A 23,715-nucleotide genomic window follows, 5' to 3' on the forward strand; every position below is an offset into this window, starting at 1 on the left:
ACTACGATAAAAGAGAGATTCTTTTGTATCAATGGATTGTATATTTGAAAGTTGATAAAAATTCAACGATCAAGTGTGTTATTTTGGTGCCCTGGATGATAAGTTTAAATGCTGGAAATCTCCTGAGGGTAGGGGATAAGTTGTTTTATTTTGTCTTTGTATTCTTGTTCCGTTTCAAAACATGTTTGACAGTCCTTTATTAATTGATCCTCAGTTTTGTTTTCAATTCCCCCATATATTATCTCAATAAATTGACTTTGAAGAGCATCTCTTAGTGGTTTTATTTTATTACTGAAAAGTTGTTTATGCCTAAGCATATACTCCGAAATTTTCCTGTTTGATTTAAAATATGCTAAGGATTCATTAGCAGATGAAAATATTGGAAAAGCATCGGCATTCTTAGTCAGTATTATTGGTTTAAATACTGAAACGCATGGGTTAGGAGAGCTTGTTACCCAAACAATATTAAAGTTCTTGCGGTAGTCAACTACCATGCTTGCGGTAGTCTCTGATTTGACTAAAACTCCTGGATGAACACATATTGAGTGCATCCCACTTTTAAATTTATTATCCTTACTAATATGAGAACGAAGTATTTCAAAAACATCATGAAGCTGCTTATCACAGTTCTCAATTTGATTTTTAGTATAGCTTTGACGGATGTCGCCTTTTGAAAAGAAAGTATAGAACTTATTCTCAATAGATTTTTTCAGATTAATGTCTTGAAAAGCCTCGCTCGATATAGAATAATCTTCATTAACTGTATAGCAATTACTTATTGAATCGAAATCAGTAACATCCTTTCTGACCCAGTTTTTACCTGAACTCTCAATAATTATTGCATTGTCATCATCTTTAATAAGGAAACTGTTATGATAAATAAGTGATCCGGAATAGCTGCCATTACCTCCTTGACCATAGGTTTCGATTAAGCTAGTGATGATATTTGAAGCTTCATTTGCTGTTGATGAATTGTGTAATGCCAGACGAAGTATGTCCATTCCCAGCAGGCCATCAGTAATTGTTTTTTCTTTGGAGAAAACAGCTTCATTTCCTATAGAAACTCCTTTTTCGTTGATTCCCATTTCTGCACCCCATATCCATGTTGGTCTTGAGATAATTGCTGAATAGGGATGATCAAATGTTTGAAACACTTTTTTGAGAATATCAAGCTGCTTATTATACTTCGGGAGATGCTCAGTGAGAAAATCAGTTTCAAAGTTCGCATTTGCGTCCTGGATTATTTCAATAATTTGGGGTTCACCAGGATCTCGATCAGAGTTTTTTGCAAAAAAGGAATGTCCGTTTCTATTCTTGCTGAAAAAAGTAAAGGTATCACACATCTCAGTTTGTTTTAGTAATCAAAACAATTCTATCAAAATAATACAGTTTTTGTCCTGAGTAAAGTGTTTTGAAATAAATATTATTTATATGTGAGGGCACCGTTAAATGAGAGCAATTTGAGCCTTTTAAATTCTTTATTGGGTTAGGCTAATGAATTTTTTATAGCACTATTTATTCGTTCTATTTTCTCTTTGTTATCAATTAATGTTTTTATGTCAGTTTTATAGGTTTTGGTGTGTCTGATGTTTGGTAAGGAAAGTTTTTTGTCTGCCAAAGATTTCGAAATGAGGAGGTTAGGGTAGTTTAAAATCAAAATTATCTGTTGAGCAAAATCTGTTTTCTGGGCTGAAAAGCCTATTTTATTAGCAGTTCTTTCATTAAGAATATATGTAGTACCGATTACTTCAGTATCAATATTTTGTTTATTAGAATCAATCAATTTCAAAAGACCAGTTAAATACTCTGAAAGTATGAAATTTTTCCTCTGTTCCGGGACATCGCTTTTAAAAACAAAGTAGTAATCAAACAATGTACCACCGTGAATTATTATTTGATTGTTCTTTTCTTCTTCTGAAACCAGTAATAAGGATTGATATTTTAATTTTCCAGACTTAATCATTGATGGTACGTCAAAAAACGGAGCAATGATGGAAAGTATTATCCAGATGGCGACAGGTGGAAGAAGGTAAAGCCTTAAATAGAATGATAGAATTATTATGGGAATTAAAACGCCAATACAAGTTAATGTCAGCTTCAGCTGAAAACGTAATTTTTCTTTATCGGATAATGTGTAATAAGTGTTTTTCAAACCTGGTTGATAGTTTAATAGTATTTAATGGCGAAGATAGAGGTTGATATTTACTATGCAATAGCTCTATTATTAGAAAAATATTAAATGTTCTAGATCAAGATTCATCAATCCGGAGTTTCATTCCAGACCATAACAACTTTACCTCTGGTGTGCATCTTTTCTATATAGGCGATTGCCTGGGGTATTTCTTTGTAATTAAACTCTTTCTCCAGATGTGGTTTTAGCTTTCCATTTTCTATCAGGTTAGCAAGTGTACCAAGGTCTTTTGTATTTGCTGATGCAGTAAATACTTTTAGAGGGAATTTGCTAAAGGCAGATTTAGATACCACAGAAATCATTTGATTCATTGTTGTAAAACCAACCATAATACCTCGATTTCCCATTCGTGAAAAATCTGAAAAATTAAGGTTTCCATGATTGTCAATTACAAGATCATACTTTTTATCAAGGCCGTGGATGTCAACTTTATCATAGGCAATGGCATGGTCTGCCCCGATGGACTTTACAAAATCAATATTTTTTGAAGAACAAATTGCTGTGACCTCACCTCCAAAAGCTTTTGCAATCTGAATTGCAAAATGTCCCACTCCTCCGGAAGATCCGTTTATAAGAACAGACTCACCTTTTTTAAGTTTGCCATGAGTAATTAAAGCTTGCAAAGCGGTTAGACCTGCAATTGGAACAGCTGCCATCTCCTTAAAGGTTGCATTAGCAGGCATTTTTGCACAAACATGAGCTGGTGCACAAGCGAACTCTGCGAAGACACCTTCATTTAGCATTTCACCGAATACCCGATCTCCAACATTAAATCCGGCTACATTGCTTCCTACTTCTTCAATTACTCCGGCAAAATCAGAACCTGGAATTTTGTGTTTTGGTTTAAACAGGCCAAAGCTTAACCTGGCAAAGTATGGTGTTCCTCTAATAACATGCCAATCAGCAGGGTTTGCCGAATTAGCTTTAATTCTAATCAGAACCTGACCATCCTTAACCTTAGGCTTTTCTACTTCACTAAGCTTAAGAACTTCCGGTCCGCCATATTTGGTTTTAGTAAATGCTTTCATCTTCGGTTTTAGGTTGAGTTGAGGGTTACTGACCTGCGGAGATATAAATCTGGTGATTATATTTTGGCGATGTTATTTTAATGGTTTTTTCTTGCCTGTTTTGTAGCGTTATTTTTAAACCTTTTTCGAAAAAGGACTCACTTTCTGTTTTGTAAATTGATTGATCACCATTTTCACAATTCTCATACTCCTTTGAGACGTTTATTTTACCTGTAGAAAGGTTGAAATCCACTGATTCCCAATATTCACAAAGCTTTCCACCAAAGCTGGTATAGCCAATCAAATAAAATTCTCCATTTTGATATCTGTATTTATCAGTAAAGCCCCATTTCCAGCTAGAGCCACCATTTTGGTTAATTAATAAAATTCCTTTTTCAATTTCCATGCTTCCATAGGGATCACCCATCATTCCGCCATCACGACTACTGTACAATGCCAGTTTTGACCTTTTCCAGATTGTCCATTCCTTACCTGAAGTTTTATAGATGATTAATTCTCTGGGAACACTTTCAAAATCTACTTCTTCTTGTGTGTTGTAGGCTACAACTAATTCTTTGATACCATCTTTATCCAGATCTCCTGAAACTGAATCAACAAGTATATAACAATCAGGTTTAGTGAAGTCCTGAGCTGATAGAAAATAGTAAGAAGAAATTAATAATAGATTTAAAAGGATTACTCTGATCATTGTAATTGAAATTGAAAAAGTACTTCCTTAAAGCTATTGATATTCTATTGATTTACAATTAATAAGGGATTCTAAATTTTAACATCTAAAAATTAGAATCCCTTTTCTTAATCCTATTTTGGAATATAAATGTGGTTTAATTACCACATTGTTGATAAGCATTGATGGCCTGACCTTTACCCCAGGTTGGAGCAATTTCATTTTCATTTTTATAAGTGTCAAATTTTTCAATTGAAGACTTTATTGTTTTACAAGCATCTTCAGTACCGGTACCCATAAATTGAGCAGTGCCATACATCATCTGTCCCAACATAAGTAATGCTCTGGGATTATCTGGGTCTGCCTTTAGTGCCTGATTATATTTTTGCATAGCCATGCCAGAATATTTTGGTCCGCGAGAAGCCGGGTCTATTGAAAGCTTTGCTGTATAAATAAAGCCCTGAAGAGTTAATAACTCAACATGATCTGGCGCTATTATTATGGCTTTATCAAGGTGCTTTTGGGCCAAGTCTACTAACTGGTCTTTCTTGTTATTATTCGATTCATTAAACGAATTTAATGTGTAGGCAAATGCGATATAATATTCAGGTTCCCAACGATCCGGCTCAGCTTCTGCAATGCGTGACAGGTTATTAATTGCTATTTGGTAGCTTTCGGTTGAATTTGCCGAGTAAACAAGCTCTATGTTCTTTTTCATTGCTTCCTCGAAGTTATTCTTAGCAAAGGAAGAAAAAAACAGGATTGTCAATAGTGATGCTGCGATTAATTTTTTCATGATAGTTTGAATTTTAAAGGTTTGGAAGTTCATTTAATGTTTTATTCTTAGATAAAGTGATAAAGACACCCAGAAAGACAAATCGTGGAGCCATTGGTGTAATAGCTCGGCTATTGTATTGACCATTTTCGTTGAGCTTATCACTGTATTCGTAGCCAAAAATGTTTTTGGTGCCCAGTACATTAGTGACTGATCCGTGGATGATAATATTAGATTTCCACAGGTAACTGAAGTTCATACTTAAGTCATGATATGCTCTGGTTTTACCTGAATTAAATCCATTTGAGTTTGGATCATTATAAGGGCGGCCACTGGCAAAACTGTAAGACATACCCACCTGGGTTTTGATTTTGTCAATAAAATGTTTGTAAACAATTGAGAAGTTGTGCTTCGAAGCAAAGGTTGGTGTTGCCTTGTATGGGAAGTTTAAATAGTTTCTTTCTGTATCGAGATATGAATATGAAATCCAGTAATCAACATTATCGAAAGTTTTATTATCTCTCCAGAATAAATCAAAACCTGATGCATATCCATTTCCCTGGTTATTGATTACTTCAGAGTCAATATTGTTTTGATCGAATTTTACCAGGTCAGAATAATCCTTGTAATATGCTTCTGCTCTAAGAATTCTACCTTCTTTTTGCCATTGATAATTAACCAGATAGTGATTGGCTCTCTCAACTTTCAGGTTGGGATTTATTTTCAACCATTGATTCTCTGCCGACTGATGAAACTGACCGAAGGCCAATGAAAGTTGACTATTGTCACTTGTTTTATAGGCAAGAGATAGTCTAGGGGCAATTAGCTGGTCGTTATTCAAGTTATTATGCTCAAAACGAAGTCCTGCTTTGGTGACAAAATTATTAGAAGCATAAAACTCAGCTTCTGCAAAACCAGCTACTATTGTTTCTTCAAAGGTTAATGGCTCAATTTGATGCCCGGATTTTAAATCAATATTCTGCTGAAATTGTCTCTTAAAAACTTCTACTCCGAAATTAATTCCTACCTGATCATTTGGGTCAAAACCAAGGGCTGTTTTGAAGTGATACCCATCTTCTTTTTCATTTACAGTTAGGGTATCCTGACCAATTTTATCTTGGTTAAAAGTATATGATAATCCACTACGAACACTCCATTTTTTACTGATAATATCTTTGTAGGAAGCATTGATATACCGGTATTTGTTGTCTATGGCATATTTATGTAGAATATCCGGATTATCGATGTCGGAAATCTGACTAATCAGCGAAGACTGATTAATGTTGCCATATAGTTTTAAAGTCCCATTATCATTAATCTGCTGGCGGAAGGCAAAGTTTGCTTCAAGGGCTTCAGGAGCCTTATCCATGACGAATTTTTGTTCAACAAGCTTAAAATAAGGAGTTAGATTTGTATACTGGATCTTTCCTGCAACTGAGTTTTTATCCCAAACTTTAGTGCCTCCTGCACTTAGACCAACTGACATAATACCCAAATCCAGGCGGTCATGATTTGGTATATCTTTAGTGTTAAGAATTAATGCTGATGATAAAGCCTGACCGTATTCTGCTGAGTAACCACCTGTGCTGAAGCTTGCTCCTTTAAACATCATTGGTGAAAACCTGCCACGACCAGGAGTGTTTGGAATAGATGAATTGTACGCATTTAAAACCTGCATGCCATCTATAAATGTTTTGGTTTCATGACCGCTACCTCCACGCACAAAGAGCCTACCTTGTTCTCCAACGGTTTGAGTCCCAGGTAAAGTATTTAAGGCTCCGGCAATATCGGCAGTAGCTCCGGCAGTTGTAACAATATCGAGGGGTTTTAAAACTTCCTGTTTTGCTTCATCATCGGCGGTAAATGACCCGGCTGAAATCACTACAGCTTTAAGTTCATTGATAGATTCTGTCAAGACAAACTGAAAAGGAGAAGGAGATTTGTCTAGTTTTATTGGTTGATTCAAGGTTTTGAAACCAATAAATGCTACCACCAGAATTTGATCGCCAGAATTATCAGTTGTGAATTTGAAATACCCATTTTCATCTGTTGAAGCACCGTCATAAGTTCCCTTCAAATAGACATTAGCTCCAATAATTGAATCTCCGGTTTTATCTTTAACATAACCAGTGATTGTAATTTGAGCTTGAGCTATTTCAAAAGTGAATATTATAAGGATGAGGTAAAGCAGTGACTTCATGATCTTTTTTTTTGATAAAAGTCATAAAGATGAGCCTTCAAAGAAAAATTGTTTTGCCGAACCGTCAGATTAGATGGATGAGTTGTAATTTAAGAGGGATAGTAATTATTAGACCTGGTTAAATGTTTTATTATTGATAAATAATTAGAGTTCTTTCTCCAGAATAATCAAATGTTTACACTGGATACCATTTTCGAATATAGGCTCCTCATAATTATCTGTGAAATAGTTTTTTTTAATTCTGTCAATTTCAAATCCTGCTTTTTGATAAATGTTAAGCTGCCTGAAACTAGAGTTACCGGTTCCGATAACCAACTTTTTATATCCGGACTCTCGGCTTATTTTTTCGGAATAAGCAAGTAAGGCATTTCCAATTCCTTTTCCCTGTTGTGATTCATGGACAGCAATATTTTTGATTTCTAAAGTTTCTGGGTTTATTGTATTGAGAACTAACACTCCAACAATTTCAGAGTTTAGCTGAGCAATATGGCATGATCCGGGTTTTAAATATGAGTTGATTAACTCAATTGAAGGGTCAGCCGTTAGAAGCAATTCCATTGGAGCTTTTTCTTCTTGAGTTAATTGGCTTATATGTAGTTTTGGGAGGTTCAAAGATTATAATTTGGATTTTAACTTTACTAGTTTTTCATTAGCCAGGTTTTTGTAGAATTCAATAGGGCAATTCCTTTTGTATTCTTCATACAATTCAATTGATGCGGCAATATCCTTGGTATTTGTAAGGATTATTTCTGAATATTTTCTATTCCATGTCCCGTTTATAATATGAATTTCATTTATTGCTTCTATTGGACTATTAACATTGATATTCATCCCAAATTGATTGATTACATCCAAGATAAATTTAATGAAATCATCATCAAATTTGGTTTTAGAATCAGTCACAAGACCAGCATATTCAGTTAATAAATGAAGCTTTTCAAATGGGGATTTAGATTTGTCGATGTTATTAAAAGCTATAGAACTCCAATGAAACCCTTTCTCATAATTCGAGGTTAATCTATTACACTTTATTAATAGGTTTAATGTAAGGAAGAATAAAGATATGTCTTCTTCAGGATTTAATAGATCTATTACTTTTTCGAAGTGGGTAATTGCTTTTTGGTAATCCCCGACCTCCCAATAGCAGAAGCCAATTTGGTTGTTTAATTTAACTTGAAATACATCATCGTCAAATGAACTTCTTACTATGTCAGCTTCATGAATTATTAGCCTGATTTTATCTTCAACTTTTGTAATTGATATATCTTGATAAAGCTTGAGAGTTGTTTCCTTTGATAATAGGTCCTTTGAGTATCGATGAACATTCATATTACTTAAGATAATTTAAAACTTCAGTAATATTTGAAACCTGGATAATTTTAGGATCATTTATCTTTTGAGTGATCTGTTCATGTGCCCAGGTTGTATGGTAGGGAACATGGATAGCATTTCCACCTAATTCTAAAACCGGGATAACATCAGATTTTATGGAATTGCCTATCATTAAGAAGTTTTTAGGATTGCAATCGAGATGCTGAATGAGTTTTTGGTAATCACCTTTCTTTTTATTGCTCATAATCTCGATGTGATGGAAGTATTTTTCCAATCCTGAATTGAGCAACTTTCTTTCCTGGTCGAGTAAGTCTCCCTTGGTTGCCATGACCAGTCGGTAATCACCGTTTAACTTTTTTAGAGCATCTTCAACACCATCGAGCAATTCAATGGGCTTATTTAGCAACTCTTTACCAAGACTAATGACTTTGTTGACAAGCTTAATATCGGCTTTGTTGTCTGTGATATTAGTTAGCGTTTCAATCATACAAAGCACAAAGCCCTTTACACCATAACCATATAGCGGAAGGTTATTCATTTCGGTTTTAAATAACTCTTGTGAAACAGTATGGTGAGGTAAATAATCTTCAAGTAAGGCACAAAATTTATGTTCTGTTTCTTGAAAATAGGGTTCATTTACCCAAAGTGTATCATCTGCATCGAAAGCTATTATTTTAATGTCGTGCATAGCTGAAATTATATTTTCTCCTTAGAAAGTTCTTCAATTTCAGGTAATTCTAATAGTGTTTTTCTAAGTGAAGATACATTATCACCTGGTGTAATGATTTTGGTGTAATGAAGTTTAATGAATCTCTTATCCTTGCGTGAAAGGTTCTTATTTGAAGATAAAAAAAACGGATAAAAAATACTGTACTCGTCTTTTATTTCTCCAACTAATCCCAATCCATTTAAAAGAGCTTTTTTCAGTATAAATTCACGTTTATCAGGAGTGTGATTTTTTGAGGGAACAATACAATGACTATATGTTTTTAGGCTATGGTTTTTATTATAAGTGTACCAATGCCATTGACCAAAATTATGTCTTATATCTATTGAAAATTTAGCTTTTTCTATTTTTTGATAATCTTCGAACTGTCCTATATATATTAGGATTTGATAATCATTTTGTTCAGTTCTGTTAAGGGAGATTCCGGTAATTTGACTAATCTCGGAAATGAAATTATCCCATCTTTTTTTATTGACAAAATTTTGGTCTCCGACAATTTTATACTTTAAGGATTTAATATTTGCATCCCACTTTGTTACAGGGCCATATTTTCCATTAATATTATCAGAAGCGCAATTTAAATATTCATCAATAAACTTTACTGTTCTTTTATCTTGAGCGGGAGTCTTGACACAGAATATTGTTAGTAATAGAAATATTACTTTTGATCTCATTTTTTTCTATAGTTGATAAATAAAATAAATAATCGACTTGAAGTAATTCGGGATTTTTTTGAAAAACTAATTTGGTTTAGTTTATATAATAACTTAAAATGATTGTGGTTATACCATCACCTGTCTCCCTGTAAATTTCATAGTTGTTGTTAACTAATAGCTCATCTGAGAAATAAGCTACGTCACCATCAATATCTATTTTAGATAAAACAATGTCGTTTTTAATGTTTTCGTATAGGAATTGTGTGTTAAGAACTTCAGCAATCCATAATACTTTTATGAAAACATTATTCCAGTCGTTATAATCAATTTGTTTATTTTGTATTCTAAACTCTGCAGAAACTCCAAAATGATCACAACCACCTCTTTTTATTAATAAGGTATCATTTAAATCCATGATAATAGTTGCAGTTTTTGTCTTAGAATTCCATGAGTAATCAGCTAATGCATCAATGTCTTTCAGAAATTCATCAGTTTGGTTTGATTGATCGAAAATGCAATCACTTTCCTCAATTTGTTCTTCGTTAATTTCCTCATCTATAGTCTCAGGATTCGGGTCAGTGACTAATTGGGCTGTTTTTGTTTGTATGGAATCTGATTTCTCGTTTATTTCATTTTGAGTCGATTCAGAAGTTGAGTTACACGCAGATATGATTATAGCCAATATGACTAATGTCATTAAATTTTTCATTTTATACAGTTGATGTTTTGGTTACTATAAAGATAGATTATGTATTAATGGTAACCAATAATTAATTTGTTGTGCTTGATAAATTCCTTTGTTGATTAATTATTGGTCATTAATTACGGCCCGAAAATAGGTGATTATTCATAATTAACAAAGAGATTTTATTTTGTGATTTGTTTAAACAGCTTAATGATGGGGTTTTTTGTAATACTTATTCGCTTTTTAACTTATTATGACGAAGTTTAAGTTGTACTTTTTTGTGATTTAGATAATACGAGTATTAGGTGAAATAGATTAGTTTTTTGTTATGATTAGTGTTGCTAAGCTATTTTTTTACTTATATGTAATGTTTTTAATCCAAGAAATATTATTATTGTATAATTTGTAGAAATGCACTTTTATCTGAAACACAATTTTTTTATTAAATGACTATGCCCCTAGTTGATTCTTTTAACCTTGAGGTTATTAATGACAATTTCTTAAATGAAAAACGTAAACATACTGATCCTATAGCTGATGAAGTAATAGCTGAAATAATTGCTTCAGGCTATGAAGAGAAGGTGAATGAGGTTTTCATGAAACTGGTAACAAACGAAAGCTATAATCCGGAAATGTTTAAAGACCTTCCTGATGAGGTTTATCAAGCTGTTACGCAATATTTTGAATGTACCAGTTCATTGCCTTCATGGGCTGATAAAGAGAAACTAAAACAAGGAGAAGAATTATTCAGTCTTTTTGGACCTGAAATATTCATGCTTCTTAATATGTTATCATTACCAATGTGCTATACCTGTCGTAAGGGAGCTAAGGTTTTATATATGACCGGTAGACTTTCGGACAGGGGAGGGAACATGGATCCATTGACCAGAAGGCTGATGGAAACTGCCCAGATGGTAGTAAACACTATGTCTCCCGGAGGATTAGATCAAGGTGGTAGTGGTATTATTACTTTGCAAAAAGTAAGATTGATTCATGCTTCAATTAGATACTTCCTTAAACATGAAAGATTTAATCCTCAAGGTTGGGATACTGAATACTTTGGTGAACCAATAAATCAGGAAGACCTTGCAGGAACCTTGATGTCGTTTGGGCCAATAATTCTTAATGGATTGAAAAATCTAAGCATAGACTTATCAAAAAGTCAGCGTGAATCCTATCTGCATTGCTGGAGGGTAATTGGTCATTTGATGGGGATCGACATGTCATTACTTCCTGAAACGGAAAAGGAGAATTGGGAGCTTGCTGTAAAGATTCTAAAGCATCAATCAGGGCCATCTGATGAAGGGAAAGAGCTTACTCGTTCTTGTAATAATTTCATTGATACAATTATTCCGGGAACTGTTTTTAACGGAGTGTCGGAATATATGATGTGGTATTTTTTTAAAGATATGTCTAAGGCCACAGGTATAGATCTGGCATCAACAATTGGGGTAGAAGAACGAAGAGGGGTGAAAGAATTGCTAGTTCTTACTATCAGTAAGTTCTTTTCAAAGAAGGTAAGTCATTTGCAAGAGCATTCTCATGTGATACAGGAAATATCGGGGTATTTTAATAAGCTTCTGTTAGCAGGGTACCTTAAACATTTTAACGGAGGAAAAAATATACACTTTTTTATACCGCCATCACTTCGTAAGGATTGGGCTATTGAAGAGGAATGGCAAAACAGATTTTTAACGCCTAGTATTTTAGGAAACCGACTGGCGTGGCAACAAATACAAAATAAGAATTAATCTATCAACTATGAACAATCATGATATTGACTGGGGTGTCGATAAAAGAACTACCTGGTTTATTGTAGGATCGCAAATTATGATGATGGTATGGTCATTCGGAAGTTCGTTAGCGAAAGCCGGGCCTACATCTGCTGCGATAATCACTTATTTGTGTTTTATATCAATTATTTTATACGGTCTTTTTGTAAAAAACCGTTTGATATTGTTATTACTGGCATTTGGATTTGCCGCGGGTGTATTAGAATTGTTTGCAGATCATTATTCGATCTCCACAATTAATGCCTTAATTTACCCTGGAAATGAGCCAATGATTTATACATCACCATTGTATATGCCTTTTGCATGGGCAAATGTTTTTGTTCAGTTAGGATATTACAGTTTACTATTAACTCGTAAGAAAGGCTTGTTATTTGCATCAATAGCTATGGCAATTCTAGGAGGTATGTATATTCCTTTTTATGAAAACTTTGCGAAAGATGCTGAATGGTGGTGGTATGAAAATGTTTCTATGTTTTGGAACGCTCCTTATTACATTATTATTTGTGAAGCTTTGATTTCTTTAGCTCTGCCATTGTGTACATACATGATTGAACAAAAGAAAAGTTACTTGCTTGCGATAGGATTGGGAGTGTTGGAAGGACTCTGGATCTGGGGTAGTGCTATTATAGCCTATTTCCTGGCTCCGTAAAAAAAATTAAGAGATGAAAGATTTAATTCATTTAGAAGGGAAAGAAGTCAACAAAATTGCAGAAGGTAGAAACTCACATGTCTATTATCAGGAAGATAGTGAGTTTAACTGTCCTGTAACATTTAAGGTTATCAGGGAGGAAAGGAATTTTTATCCTTATACTACCCAGATCTTAAATGAGTATGAATTGTTGAGAGATATTGATATAAAAGGTGTAAGAAAATCTTTCGGACAAACTACAATTAATGGAAGGTCAGCAGTAATCCTTGATTATGTTGATGGACTTACATTAAGTAATTATATACGGAAATTTGATCCTCCATTTATTGAGAGGCTTCAGATAGCTATCTCTATTTGCAGGATCATTGAAAAAATTCATCAGTTTGATATTATTCACAAAGATATCAATTCTCAAAATATCCTTGTGAATAGTAATAATGAAGTGCATCTGATAGATTTTGGATTGGCCACAAAGCTTAATACCAAAACAGATGTTCAAAATGTTTCTAATTATGTAGCTGGAACATTAGCTTACATATCGCCTGAGCAAACAGGAAGGGTTAACCATGTTGTAGATCAGCGTTCTGATTTATATTCATTGGGAGTTGTTTTATACGAATTATTTTCAGGCCAATTGCCATTTACAACTCTGGATCCAATGGAACTTGTTCACGCTCACCTGGCTGTTCAACCATTACCACTTATGGAAGTGAATTCCGGGGCACCACTTGTAATCTCTGAAATCGTGTTAAAGCTACTTTCCAAGAATATGGAAAACCGCTATCAGACTGCCGGTGGTGTATTGGCCGATTTACTTGATTGTTATAATCAAACTGAACTTAAGGTAAATGTTCAGGAATTTAAGATTGGTTTAAAAGACCATTCTGATAAATTTTTGACACCTTCAAAATTATATGGCAGAGATCAGGAGGTTGAGTCACTAATTGACTCAATTAGCCGTTTAGGTGAAAATAATGAGATCTCGCTTATTACAGGATATTCAGGAACAGGGAAAACTTCACTTATTTATGAGGTATATAAGCCGCTTACCCAAAGGAAAGGATATTTTATCCATGGTAAGTTTGAACAGTTGCAAAAAGACATTCCTTATTATGCTCTGGTACAGGCACTGACCTATCTGGTTAATCTGATTTTATCTGAGAGTGAGGAAAGACTGGAATACTGGAAAGATAAATTCACATTAGCTTTGGGTTCTGAGGGGAAGTTAATAACAGATCTAATACCTAATCTTGAGTTGATAATTGGTAAGCAGAAACCTTTGGATAACCTGGGTATAAATGAAGCTCAAAACCGATTCGACTATACTTTTTTAAGGTTTATTAAGGCCATTGCAAATAGTGAGCATCCACTCATATTATTTATTGATGATATGCAATGGGCAAACAGCTCATCATTACATTTATTAAAGAAAATAATCAAGGATGAGGAAATCATTGACTTTTATTTCATTGGAGCCTATCGAGATAATGAAGTTGATGATGCACATCCTACAGCTTTAGCAATAAATGAATTAAGAGACACAGTTAAAATCAATGAGATTAATCTTCGTGAACTTTCACAAGAACATGTTCGTGAGATGATCTGTGAGACTTTACAGTTTGGTGAAGATCAATGTGGTACTTTAGCTAAAATAGTTTACGATAAAACGGCTGGTAATCCATTTTTTGTTAATCAGTTTTTACAGTCAATTCATGAAAACAGGTTGATTTATTTTCATCGTGATGGAGCTAATAGCCATTGGAAAATAGATAAAAATGGAATGGAGAAAATGAATTTTACCGATAATGTGGTAGAGTTCATGATTCGTAAGATTGAAAAACTAAGTGAAGACAAGAAAGAGGTTTTAAGAATTGGGGCATGTATAGGTGATACTTTTGATCTTGAAACACTTTGTCTGATAAGTAATAAGGATTGTTGTGAAGTAGAAGAACTGTTGTTTTATTTGGCTAAAGATCAATATGTTTCTTTACTTGATGAGAATCCGGACTATGTCCATCTGCAAAGAAGAGTTGACAATAGCGGATTGAAAAAAAATGTTCGTTATAAGTTTTCTCATGATAGAATAAGACAAGCGGCCTATGCAATGGTTGAAGATGAGCAGAAATCCGCGGTGCATTTGAAGATAGGAGAGCAAATGATGAATAATATTGATCCCGAAAAAAGAAAGGATCAGATTTTTGACATCGTTTTCCATCTTAACAATGGTGACATTCAAAAGATGTCTCCTAATCTAAAAGGAGAGCTTTCCATTCTTAATTATAAAGCTGCTTTAAAAGCAAAATCTTCTTCAGCATATCAAAATGCTCTTTCGTTTTTTGAAAAAGCCATTAAGCTGTATGGATTAAACTCAGAAGCTAAAGACCATGATTTAACATTGCAGATGCTTATTGGAGCAATGGAATGTGCATATCTGATTGGTGACTATACCAAAATGGAAAGTTTTGGTAATCAGATTTTTGATCATGGGAAGACGATATATGATAAATTGGGTGCTTATCGGGTAATGACTTATTCTTTGATAGCGAGAAACAGGTATCAAGAAGCAACCAATTTAGGAATTGAAGTGTTGAAAAATTTCAATGTCCAATTTCCGTTAAATCCAACGAAATTGCAGATCGTTGTTAGTTATTTAAAAACAAGATTTGTAATTGGGAAGAAAAGTGCAAGTCATTTCAAAAACCTCCCACCGATTGAAGATCAAAAGGCTCTGGCTGTTCTTGAGACTATTTTGAGCTTTGCTTCTGCTGCATATCATGTTACCCCGGAATTGTTTCCATTGGTGATTATGAAAATGCTTAGATTGTCATTAAAATATGGTTCTTCAGCTAATTTAATATCCACATATGCAGCTTATGGTATATTACTCTGTGGTATATCTGGCAAAATGGACGATGGATACTCATTTGGGGAAGAATCTCTAAATATGTTAAAATCTTTCCCTGACTCGACACTGGCAAAATCAAGGACAAAAGTGATTTTCACGACCTTTATTAGCCACTGGAAAGAGCATTTAAATAAGACTTTGCCAATATTGCTGGAGTCTTATCAAGATGGGTTGGAGTCAGGCGATCAGGAATTTGCTGCAGGTTCAATATTTGTTCATTCCTACCATTCATTCTTGCTAGGTGATTCATTACCAGCTCTATTAACAAGGATGAAGGATTTCCATAAGAAAATTGGTCAGTTAAATCAAAAATCTTATGAATTATACAGCTCGATTGACATTCAAGCAGTACTTAACCTGGCCTTAAACCCAGACAGCCCGGCAATTCTGGAAGGGGAATATTTTGATGAAAATGACTTCTTCGAAAACGAAGAAAATATAGAAAAGAGAAAAGATAAAACAGCTTTATTCCATTATCATTTCTTTAAAATGAGTCTTTATTATCTGAGTGGCAGTTATGAGGAGGCTCTTTATCATAGTGATATTTTGAAGGAGTTAGAAGTGGCTATGAGTACTCCATTTATCCCTCAACATGTTTTCTATGATTCATTAATTGGACTTGCTTTATATAAGCAGTCTTTATCTTCAGCAATAAGAAAGAAATATTCTCGAAGAATAAAGGCTAATCAGAAGAAATTAAAAAAATGGACTAAGGATGCTCCGGTGAACTTTAGTCATAAATATCTGATTATTGAGGCAGGAACACAGCATATTATCACAGGTGATTTTGAAAAAGCTCAAGAACTATATGAAATATGTGTTGTTGAAGCTACTAAAAACCACTACATCAATGACCTTGCTATAGCATATGAGTTAGCAGGCGATTTTTATAGTGAAATTGGTAATGTAGGTAAAAAAGCAGAACATTTTGCGAAGGCTTACTCAGCATATAAAAATTGGGGAGTAGCTATCAAGCTGAAGAAATTAGATAATTATGCCGGTTTTAAAGATAAATTGTCTTCACATGGCACTGTTGTCTCAACTACTTATAATGAACTTAGTGGTGACTTATCTTTAGTTGATATTTCAACAATTATAAAGGCGGCATCAGCCATATCTAGTGAAATAAAGCTTAAGAAGCTTACTCACCAATTATTAAAGATTGTTACTCAAAATGCGGGAGCACAAAGTGGTGTTTTTATTTTAAATGTAGATAATCAACTTGAGGTTCAGGCAGTAATTAATGAGCATGGAGAAATTACAGATCCATCAGAAGATAATGTAACCAAGGGTCTTCTATATTCGGAGCGTATCATTCAGTTTGTGAAAAGAACCGAAAAGACTCTGGTTATTGATGATGCGCAAAGTGATGATCGATTTGTTGATGATGAGTATATCAAAACAAATAATTGTCTCTCAATGCTTTGTTTTCCGATTGTTAAAAAGAAAAAGACAATTGGTTTTATTCATCTGGAAAATAATCTGAGCACAGGAGTTTTTAATGTTCGTAGGGTTGAGATTCTAAAGCTTCTTTCTGGGCAAATGGCAGTTTCATTAGAAAATGCAATGCTTTATGATAGCCTTGAACAAAAGGTAGAAGAAAGGACAAAAGAACTTGAGCAGCAAAGAAATGAGCTTAAAATCAAAAATGTTGAGCTTATTAACCTAAATCAGGAAAAAGATGATCTGATTAATGTTGTTTCTCATGATTTGAGAAGTCCGCTTAATCAAATGAAAGGGCTAGCACAGATAATTAAGCTTGAAACTAAAAATGAAAATGTTGTTGACTGTGCGGACAAGATGATTGGAGCTACGGATCGCCTAAATAATATGATCACCAGGATTTTGGATATCAGTGCACTCGAAGCTAAGAAGATCGAATTGAGCATGGAGCGATTTGATGCTATTAATCAAATTGAACAGGTAGTTAATTCATTTTTACCGGCTGCAAAGGAAAAGGATATCAAATTGCGATATGAATTAAACAATGACGCAGGTTATGTAAATCTTGATAAAAACTATTTCATTCAGATACTTGAGAATCTGCTTTCGAATGCAATTAAATTTTCGCCGATAGAAGGAGAAGTCGACGTTATAGTAAAATATAATAGTGAGTTGATAAATGTGGAGGTTAAAGATAACGGTCCAGGAATTAGTAAAACAGAACAGAAAATGTTGTTTAGTAAGTTCCAAAAGCTATCTGCAAAACCTACTGCCGGCGAAAAATCTACAGGATTAGGACTCTCTATTGTAAAAAGATATGTAGATGCTATGGAAGGAGAAATCTGGTGTGAAAGTGAAGTTAATAATGGGACATCATTCTATTTGGAATTTCCTTCAAGTAATGAAATAACAGAATAGATAAACTCAATTTATACGTTTCAAATAATCGACAGAGGTAACTTTAAATTGTTAGAGTTATTTCTGTCGATTATTTATTATATGGTATATATAGTTTTAAAATGTTCGCAAATGATAATCATATCTTCTGTGAATTTATCACCAAATGGCTCCATTTCTCTTTGGTAGTAAGTCATATGAACTTTCCTCCAATAATCTAACGACTTATCTCCTTCTCCTTCGATTTCTGCAAATTTTGAGGATACCAAGTTAAATGGAGTAGGGGTGACAATGGTAGTTTCAATTATTGCTTTTGGGTTTCCCTCCCAATCAGTGATAATGTATTGATCACCCGGCTTTGGCAATGGATGGTTGTGTTTTTCAAACCACCACAATGAAGTTGCTGTAGCTTGTTTAATACCTTTGATAACTAAATCAGCACACTCATTAGCATCTTTTTCGTTATCGCAAAAATAAAATGACTCAGGCTTATTTTTTATTTTATTACCGGGGTTTGCTTTAAGGAAATCATTCCAAAACAGGTCAATTTTTTGAGACATTTGATAGATGCTTTTGGTGTTATATTATATATTAATTTACTCTATGTCTCCCTGATTTTAAAAAACCAATCGTAGGTAGTTCTTTAGTTTCATTAAATAGATCGTAACCCTTTTTCAGATCAGTCCATAACCCGATTTTATCAGAATCTGTCCTGAATTCATCAGTTAGGGTTTTATATTCTTCAGGAGTAAGTTTTGAAGGAAATATAGTAACGGGGATAGTTGTTTGTCCATTATTTTTAGCCTCAATACAGATAATGTATAGTTCTTTAATTTGATTGTCTGTAATCGGCAGGCAACCAATTGTAACACAGTCACCATGAATAAATATGTCACCACCGAGTTTACTTTTTTCTCCTAAAATCTTATCTGATTTATTGGGATAATTTATTCCTAATGAAAGGTGATAGTTACTAACCGGATTAAATCGGTTTATGTGATAATATCCTTCTGGAATTTGCAAATCTCCTTGTTTTCTTTTCGGACCTATTACTCCGGAAGTACGGCAAACTTCATATGTTTTAATTAATGTAAACTTTGTATCAGAGTTATTTTTTGCCCACAATTCAATTTGTTTTTCTTTTTTGAATGCTCGAAGATATATGTTAAGCTTATTTTTATCAATTTGATTGTTCTCAAGCAGGGCTGAAATGGTATTTTCTTTTTCCTTGTAGGCCTGTCTAACTCTTGAATATTTTAATTGGCTGCTTTTAAATGAATCAGACTGAAATGAGGTTAGAAATATTATTAAAACAAATAAAGAATATCTTCTTAGCATTTGACACATTTAAAACGGTTAATGGATATCATGAAAAAGATCATATAAATAGTTTGAACAAAAAATTAATTGGTCTTAAAAACAGTTAAATAGATACAAACAAAAAAAGTGGTTGTAGATACTCTACAACCACAAAATTACACAACCATTTTTGACTCACTAACCTCTTTTATTTAATCTGTTATTTTTCATTTCCTGCTTTCTTTTAAGATAAAGCTCATATTGATCTGATGTCAAAAGTGCTTTTAATTCCTTATCTCTTTCAAGATGTATTTCTTTAATACGATTATGCTTTTCATTTTTATCAAGGTCACTGCTTCGCATTGATTTGATCTCAGCCTTATATTTTTCATTTATATTCTTGAATTCAGGCTTCTGTTCTTCTGTCAGGTTTAATGATTCATAAAAAGCTTTAGCTTCTGCTTTCCGATCTTCTCTGATTTCTTCTTTGGATACAGACTTTTCCTGAGAATATGAAATATAATTCATTCCAAATCCTAATATCGTTATGCATAATATATACTTGAATTTTATCATTATCATTTAGTTTTTTAGAAGTAAAACATGTCTTTTAGAGTAATAAAAACCATAAAAGTTTAATTAGAATCTTCCATAAATGGATCTGCCCATTTTTCATTTGTATAGACGTCTACACCACTTAAAGTTTTTAGAAATGCTATGACATCACGAATTTCATCTTCAGTCATCTGTAGTCGTTGAGGTTGGCCATTAGGTGTTAATCGACGGTCAATGAATTCTAGTGTATTGGGATTAGCAGGCATTTCATTATAATGCTCAATGGTACTCTGCAGTGTTGGAAAGTTTCCTGTATGCATAAAAGCACTGTTAATCTCACCTTCAGGATTTGTCAAGTCTCTCAATGAAGGTGCACGAGTAACGGTAAAGTCAAAATCATTCTGGTCAGGAGTGAACACAACGCCATTTGATAGAGAATTGGGATCAATGTCAAATTCCGGAGCTCCATGACATGCCACACAACCAACCCCACCTGATATTCTCTTGCCTTCTGCATCAAATATAGGTCTCGCCATGAAAAGCGTTTTTCCATTATTTTCGGATACACTGTAGTTCGGAAACGGATCCATATCATTGTTTACCTTGCTTCTTCCTTCATCATATTTGGAATCAAAAGATTGTATGCTTCTAATAAATTGGGCTAAGGCCTTCTGAATTCTATTTTCAGTAATGTTTTCATCGCCAAAAGCATTTTTAAAAAGAATGTTATAGTAATCAAGATTTTGTAGTCTGTTTATTAGTTCGTTTATGTCAGGAGCCCCGTCGATACCACTAAAACCCATTTCGGCATGATCTTGTATTGGCATGGTTGTTTGTTCCTCAAGGTTATCGGCTCTTTCATCCCAGAAGAATTTTAATTCTCTTGAAAACCTCGCATTAACCAGTCTCATAGAGTGTCGGGCGGTAAGTCCGTTTACCCCTTGACTTAATTTTCCGGAATCTGAAAATGCATTAGCCTGTTTATGGCAAGATGCGCAAGAAATAGTCCGGTCAGATGATAACTCCTTATCATAAAATAACACTCTTCCCAACGTAGCTCCTGCGTCTGTAATTTGATTCCCCGCTGTAGTATTGTCTTTGGCAATGTATGTGGGTATATTTTGATTTGAATAATTAAATAAATTGCTCAAATCAAGATTTAATACTTTATCAATTATTGATTGGTCTTTTGAAGATTCAGGATATAAAATATCATCTGTACATGAAATTACAATTGCAGCAAAAAGAATGGCTATAGTTAATAAATAAGATTTTTTCGTCATGGTTATATTTTTAACCTTAGATGTAAGAAGACTCTAAAGGTTTAACCGACGAATTATAAATTTTGTGAGAAGTATGATTATTACTGAAATCCTTTAGTGTTATTATTCCTCAAATATAGCTACTGCCCTTACCGGAGATCCTGTTCCACCACGAATTTTTAAAGGGAGTCCAATGAATCTGAATCTGCCTCTTCCTATAAGCTTGTAGAGATTTACCAGATTTTCGTAATGAGTGAAGCCTATTTCACCACAAATATAGTGCACCTCTTTATTTGATATTTTTCTTACTCCCGGAGACATGGTTTCAACGCCAAAGGCTGAAATTTCCTTATTTCCCAACCATCGGGCTGCTTCAGCTGATATGCCGGGGCCATTTCCCCAATCATCAGTGTTAAAATGCTTTCTGTAATGGTCAGAGTAGATTAAAACGGTATCTCCCTTTTTGATTTCAAGGTTAGATGAGTCACAAGCTTGTTGAATTTCATCATGCTCTATTAGCTCATTTAATTGTTTGTGAGAGAAGTCAAGACATATACCTTCAGTATAAAACATAGATAGAGGCATTTTATCTATTGAGTGGCCCTCATATTGTTTTGCCATGTGGTTTATGGCGTCTACATGCGTTCCGGTATGTTCACCAAGCTCTAATTTATGAACAGCAGGAGTTCGTTTTTCCGGATTAACAATACCATCCCATTCTTCATGAGAGTTGTGAATGCTCATTTTAACCTGAGGAAGGTCTTTAAATACAGGCATTCCTTCATATATTTCCTGACTCAAATCGATGATTTCTACCATCCTTATTTCCTTATCTTTGCAGTTTCGACAATGATTGACTTATTGGTTAAAATTAAATCTTTGTTTTACAATTAAGGATATTAACCTGCCTCTTTATATTGCATTTCTCTGATGTTTTTGATGCTCTGGTCTAGCTGCTTCGAAAGCATTTTTTCCATACCCAGATTATCTCTGGTTAAGATGATAATGTTTCCAATAACATCATATGTCGTTGATTGAGAATTGAGACTCGTCATCCTGTTGTTTATCGAACTTTGAAATTCAGATTGAGAATTAATTTTATTATAAACCTTAGAGATTTCTTGAATCAACTCGATATCCATATTTTGAAGAGTTCCACTCATTTTAGATACCTCAAAAGCTGTATCTTCAAACTCTGTAAATCCATTGCCTACCCAATCTTTAATATAAACGAATTTGAAACTTTTGTTTTCAAAGTAGTTTTTGCTGAGAACATCTTCAGGGATTGTTTTTAAAAGGCTATCGAAATTTACCTTTATCAACTCATGATAATTAATTGTCTTTTGTAGGTTTTGCTGGTTGTTTTCTAATTCAGTGATAATGTTTTTTAAAGCCTTTTCCTGATTGGCAATTTCTTGTTTTTTAGATTCCATATCATTAAGATAAGTCCCTAAGAAAACACCAAAAGCAACAATTATAAATTCGATAATATATCTGAAAATGTTCCTTTTGAAACTATTTCCCGAAACTGATATTTCACTCATGACTAATAATTGAAATAGATTGTCTTGGTAATATGTTGACAAAGACTTGTTTAACTTAACGCAGTAAATTTTCTATTCGTAAAACTCCTTCAAGACTATATCTTTTCCCTGGATTAATTGCTTTAACTCTTTTATCAGATAATAGCGGTGCATAAATCCAACTAGAACAACTATTTTCTTGCCTTCATTAAGTTCTGTAATTTTCATGATATTTCTGGCCATGGTTTGATTACGTAGATCCCAGAAGTCGGCAGCAAGTTTATATCCTTCACGATAACTGATTTTCTCCCCATCAGGTTTTGTATGAAAATGATTGGCAAACTCTTCTCGGTTGTTAGTTATTTTTTGAAGCATTTGATATTGGTAATACTGGCGTTGTTCACAAATACTATCTGTTTTAGGATTGTTGAAGTATTTAGGTTCTTTAGCTGCGAACTCAATTAATGGCATTAGCAGATCCTGATATTTATTATGAATTTTTGCTTCTGCATCTGTTAACAGATTAGCATTATTAAGACTATCTATCAGTTTTGTCGTTAGATGATCAGTTGGACGTGATCCAATATTTTTACGGTATTCATTTCTGCCTTCAAACTCAAATGGTCGTAATTGGGTAGATGGGTATTTGTTTACATACATATAGCTAGCCATAGATTCGTTGCTGTTTTCCGGTACTTCTTTTTGTCTAAAATCCGGAGTAAACGAAGCTGAATCTTGTTCTCGTAATATGAAGTCCGGCTCAAGGTCTTCTAATATTCCCATCAGAATGTCCGGGTTAAAATTTGGCTCTGGGTTATGAAGTGTTCCGATGACAATTATTTCTGTGGGTTTTTGATCTTGACAAGAAAGTAATGCGATGGAGGAAAGAATTACTAAAATTAATTTCTTCATAATGAGATGATTATTTAAATATTTTATCCAGAAAAGAGCTATTCCATAATATGAATACAGGATAGTTTCGGGATAATTCACTTGTTTTGGTTTAATTATTTACCTAAATCTATAATAAAAGGAATTATTATCAAATAATAGTCTTATAGCTGGTAAATATATGTTTTATATGTTGCGGTGTTAGTTTAAACGGGGTTATTCAATTAACAAAATAAT

Annotated in this window: 21 protein-coding genes; 3 read left to right on the forward strand and 18 right to left on the reverse strand. The window is 33.7% G+C overall.

The window, feature by feature from the left end; translation table 11 throughout:
• Positions 1-104 precede the first annotated feature (104 nt).
• The 11 genes from HH304_RS04620 to HH304_RS04670 all read right to left on the reverse strand — a co-directional run bounded on the left by HH304_RS04620 (position 105) and on the right by HH304_RS04670 (position 10,285).
• Positions 105-1,343: a peptidase C69 family protein gene (locus HH304_RS04620; protein ID WP_169678314.1), complete on the reverse strand. Its 1,239-nt coding sequence runs from the start codon at positions 1,341-1,343 to the stop codon at positions 105-107.
• Positions 1,344-1,486: 143 nt separating this feature from the next.
• The gene (locus HH304_RS04625; protein ID WP_169678316.1) at positions 1,487-2,152 is read right to left on the reverse strand and encodes a hypothetical protein; all 666 of its coding nucleotides are present in this window, start codon (positions 2,150-2,152) and stop codon (positions 1,487-1,489) included.
• 107 nt (positions 2,153-2,259) lie between these two features.
• Entirely contained in the window at positions 2,260-3,219 is a 960-nt protein-coding gene (locus HH304_RS04630; RefSeq protein ID WP_169678317.1) for an NAD(P)-dependent alcohol dehydrogenase, read from the reverse strand.
• A gap of 25 nt (positions 3,220-3,244) precedes the next feature.
• Positions 3,245-3,907: a hypothetical protein gene (locus HH304_RS04635; RefSeq protein WP_169678319.1), complete on the reverse strand. Its 663-nt coding sequence runs from the start codon at positions 3,905-3,907 to the stop codon at positions 3,245-3,247.
• A gap of 136 nt (positions 3,908-4,043) precedes the next feature.
• Positions 4,044-4,682, reverse strand: a complete 639-nt coding sequence (locus tag HH304_RS04640; RefSeq protein ID WP_169678321.1) for a hypothetical protein — start codon at positions 4,680-4,682, stop codon at positions 4,044-4,046.
• Positions 4,683-4,695: 13 nt separating this feature from the next.
• The gene (locus tag HH304_RS04645; protein WP_169678332.1) at positions 4,696-6,861 is read right to left on the reverse strand and encodes a TonB-dependent receptor; all 2,166 of its coding nucleotides are present in this window, start codon (positions 6,859-6,861) and stop codon (positions 4,696-4,698) included.
• 144 nt (positions 6,862-7,005) lie between these two features.
• Complete coding sequence (locus HH304_RS04650) at positions 7,006-7,473, reverse strand: GNAT family N-acetyltransferase (protein ID WP_271711492.1); 468 nt, start codon at positions 7,471-7,473, stop codon at positions 7,006-7,008.
• 3 nt (positions 7,474-7,476) lie between these two features.
• Positions 7,477-8,190 carry a tetratricopeptide repeat protein gene (locus HH304_RS04655; protein WP_169678334.1) on the reverse strand — a complete coding sequence of 238 codons (714 nt, stop codon included), beginning with the start codon at positions 8,188-8,190 and terminating at the stop codon, positions 7,477-7,479.
• Between the two features lies 1 nt (position 8,191).
• Positions 8,192-8,881 (reverse strand): HAD family hydrolase, encoded by a 690-nt coding sequence (locus tag HH304_RS04660; protein ID WP_169678336.1) that lies wholly within the window; start codon positions 8,879-8,881, stop codon positions 8,192-8,194.
• A gap of 8 nt (positions 8,882-8,889) precedes the next feature.
• Positions 8,890-9,594, reverse strand: coding sequence for a hypothetical protein (locus HH304_RS04665; protein ID WP_169678344.1), 705 nt, complete (start codon positions 9,592-9,594; stop codon positions 8,890-8,892).
• A gap of 76 nt (positions 9,595-9,670) precedes the next feature.
• A complete protein-coding gene (locus HH304_RS04670) occupies positions 9,671-10,285 on the reverse strand; it encodes a hypothetical protein (protein ID WP_169678346.1) in 615 nt (204 codons plus the stop codon).
• Positions 10,286-10,707: 422 nt separating this feature from the next.
• Between HH304_RS04670 and HH304_RS04675 the strand changes: the two genes are divergently transcribed.
• Genes HH304_RS04675 through HH304_RS04685 form a run of 3 tightly spaced genes read left to right on the forward strand, consistent with a single transcriptional unit; the run spans position 10,708 to position 17,969 of the window.
• Positions 10,708-12,012, forward strand: a complete 1,305-nt coding sequence (locus HH304_RS04675; protein ID WP_169678356.1) for an oxygenase MpaB family protein — start codon at positions 10,708-10,710, stop codon at positions 12,010-12,012.
• Positions 12,013-12,022: 10 nt separating this feature from the next.
• Positions 12,023-12,703: a DUF6989 domain-containing protein gene (locus HH304_RS04680; protein WP_169678358.1), complete on the forward strand. Its 681-nt coding sequence runs from the start codon at positions 12,023-12,025 to the stop codon at positions 12,701-12,703.
• A gap of 13 nt (positions 12,704-12,716) precedes the next feature.
• Complete coding sequence (locus tag HH304_RS04685; protein WP_169678361.1) at positions 12,717-17,969, forward strand: ATP-binding sensor histidine kinase; 5,253 nt, start codon at positions 12,717-12,719, stop codon at positions 17,967-17,969.
• A gap of 77 nt (positions 17,970-18,046) precedes the next feature.
• Here HH304_RS04685 and HH304_RS04690 read toward each other — a convergent pair whose 3' ends face one another.
• The 7 genes from HH304_RS04690 to HH304_RS04720 form a co-directional block, all read right to left on the reverse strand.
• Positions 18,047-18,508 carry an ASCH domain-containing protein gene (locus tag HH304_RS04690; protein ID WP_169678368.1) on the reverse strand — a complete coding sequence of 154 codons (462 nt, stop codon included), beginning with the start codon at positions 18,506-18,508 and terminating at the stop codon, positions 18,047-18,049.
• A 31-nt stretch (positions 18,509-18,539) separates the two neighbouring features.
• Entirely contained in the window at positions 18,540-19,286 is a 747-nt protein-coding gene (locus HH304_RS04695; protein ID WP_169678370.1) for a L,D-transpeptidase family protein, read from the reverse strand.
• Positions 19,287-19,445: 159 nt separating this feature from the next.
• A complete protein-coding gene (locus HH304_RS04700; protein ID WP_169678372.1) occupies positions 19,446-19,823 on the reverse strand; it encodes a Spy/CpxP family protein refolding chaperone in 378 nt (125 codons plus the stop codon).
• A 59-nt stretch (positions 19,824-19,882) separates the two neighbouring features.
• Complete coding sequence (locus HH304_RS04705; RefSeq protein WP_169678374.1) at positions 19,883-21,085, reverse strand: cytochrome-c peroxidase; 1,203 nt, start codon at positions 21,083-21,085, stop codon at positions 19,883-19,885.
• 102 nt (positions 21,086-21,187) lie between these two features.
• Positions 21,188-21,883, reverse strand: a complete 696-nt coding sequence (locus tag HH304_RS04710; RefSeq protein WP_169678380.1) for a cyclase family protein — start codon at positions 21,881-21,883, stop codon at positions 21,188-21,190.
• 80 nt (positions 21,884-21,963) lie between these two features.
• A complete protein-coding gene (locus HH304_RS04715; protein ID WP_169678384.1) occupies positions 21,964-22,608 on the reverse strand; it encodes a hypothetical protein in 645 nt (214 codons plus the stop codon).
• A gap of 72 nt (positions 22,609-22,680) precedes the next feature.
• Positions 22,681-23,499, reverse strand: a complete 819-nt coding sequence (locus tag HH304_RS04720; RefSeq protein WP_169678391.1) for a hypothetical protein — start codon at positions 23,497-23,499, stop codon at positions 22,681-22,683.
• Positions 23,500-23,715 lie beyond the last annotated feature (216 nt).

Origin of the sequence: Marinigracilibium pacificum, assembly GCF_012926615.1 — a bacterium.
GTDB classification, from domain to species: domain Bacteria; phylum Bacteroidota; class Bacteroidia; order Cytophagales; family Cyclobacteriaceae; genus Mangrovivirga; species Mangrovivirga pacifica.

Coding starts and splice junctions, on each gene's coding strand:
- HH304_RS04705 (WP_169678374.1), bottom strand. CDS start 21,085: ATGACGAAAAAATCTTATTTATTAACTATAGCCATTCTTTTTGCTGCA.
- HH304_RS04645 (WP_169678332.1), bottom strand. CDS start 6,861: ATGAAGTCACTGCTTTACCTCATCCTTATAATATTCACTTTTGAAATA.
- HH304_RS04640 (WP_169678321.1), bottom strand. CDS start 4,682: ATGAAAAAATTAATCGCAGCATCACTATTGACAATCCTGTTTTTTTCT.
- HH304_RS04710 (WP_169678380.1), bottom strand. CDS start 21,883: ATGGTAGAAATCATCGATTTGAGTCAGGAAATATATGAAGGAATGCCT.
- HH304_RS04670 (WP_169678346.1), bottom strand. CDS start 10,285: ATGAAAAATTTAATGACATTAGTCATATTGGCTATAATCATATCTGCG.
- HH304_RS04630 (WP_169678317.1), bottom strand. CDS start 3,219: ATGAAAGCATTTACTAAAACCAAATATGGCGGACCGGAAGTTCTTAAG.
- HH304_RS04690 (WP_169678368.1), bottom strand. CDS start 18,508: ATGTCTCAAAAAATTGACCTGTTTTGGAATGATTTCCTTAAAGCAAAC.
- HH304_RS04685 (WP_169678361.1), top strand. CDS start 12,717: ATGAAAGATTTAATTCATTTAGAAGGGAAAGAAGTCAACAAAATTGCA.
- HH304_RS04700 (WP_169678372.1), bottom strand. CDS start 19,823: ATGATAAAATTCAAGTATATATTATGCATAACGATATTAGGATTTGGA.
- HH304_RS04635 (WP_169678319.1), bottom strand. CDS start 3,907: ATGATCAGAGTAATCCTTTTAAATCTATTATTAATTTCTTCTTACTAT.
- HH304_RS04620 (WP_169678314.1), bottom strand. CDS start 1,343: ATGTGTGATACCTTTACTTTTTTCAGCAAGAATAGAAACGGACATTCC.
- HH304_RS04675 (WP_169678356.1), top strand. CDS start 10,708: ATGACTATGCCCCTAGTTGATTCTTTTAACCTTGAGGTTATTAATGAC.
- HH304_RS04660 (WP_169678336.1), bottom strand. CDS start 8,881: ATGCACGACATTAAAATAATAGCTTTCGATGCAGATGATACACTTTGG.
- HH304_RS04655 (WP_169678334.1), bottom strand. CDS start 8,190: ATGAATGTTCATCGATACTCAAAGGACCTATTATCAAAGGAAACAACT.
- HH304_RS04720 (WP_169678391.1), bottom strand. CDS start 23,499: ATGAAGAAATTAATTTTAGTAATTCTTTCCTCCATCGCATTACTTTCT.
- HH304_RS04665 (WP_169678344.1), bottom strand. CDS start 9,594: ATGAGATCAAAAGTAATATTTCTATTACTAACAATATTCTGTGTCAAG.
- HH304_RS04715 (WP_169678384.1), bottom strand. CDS start 22,608: ATGAGTGAAATATCAGTTTCGGGAAATAGTTTCAAAAGGAACATTTTC.
- HH304_RS04695 (WP_169678370.1), bottom strand. CDS start 19,286: ATGCTAAGAAGATATTCTTTATTTGTTTTAATAATATTTCTAACCTCA.
- HH304_RS04680 (WP_169678358.1), top strand. CDS start 12,023: ATGAACAATCATGATATTGACTGGGGTGTCGATAAAAGAACTACCTGG.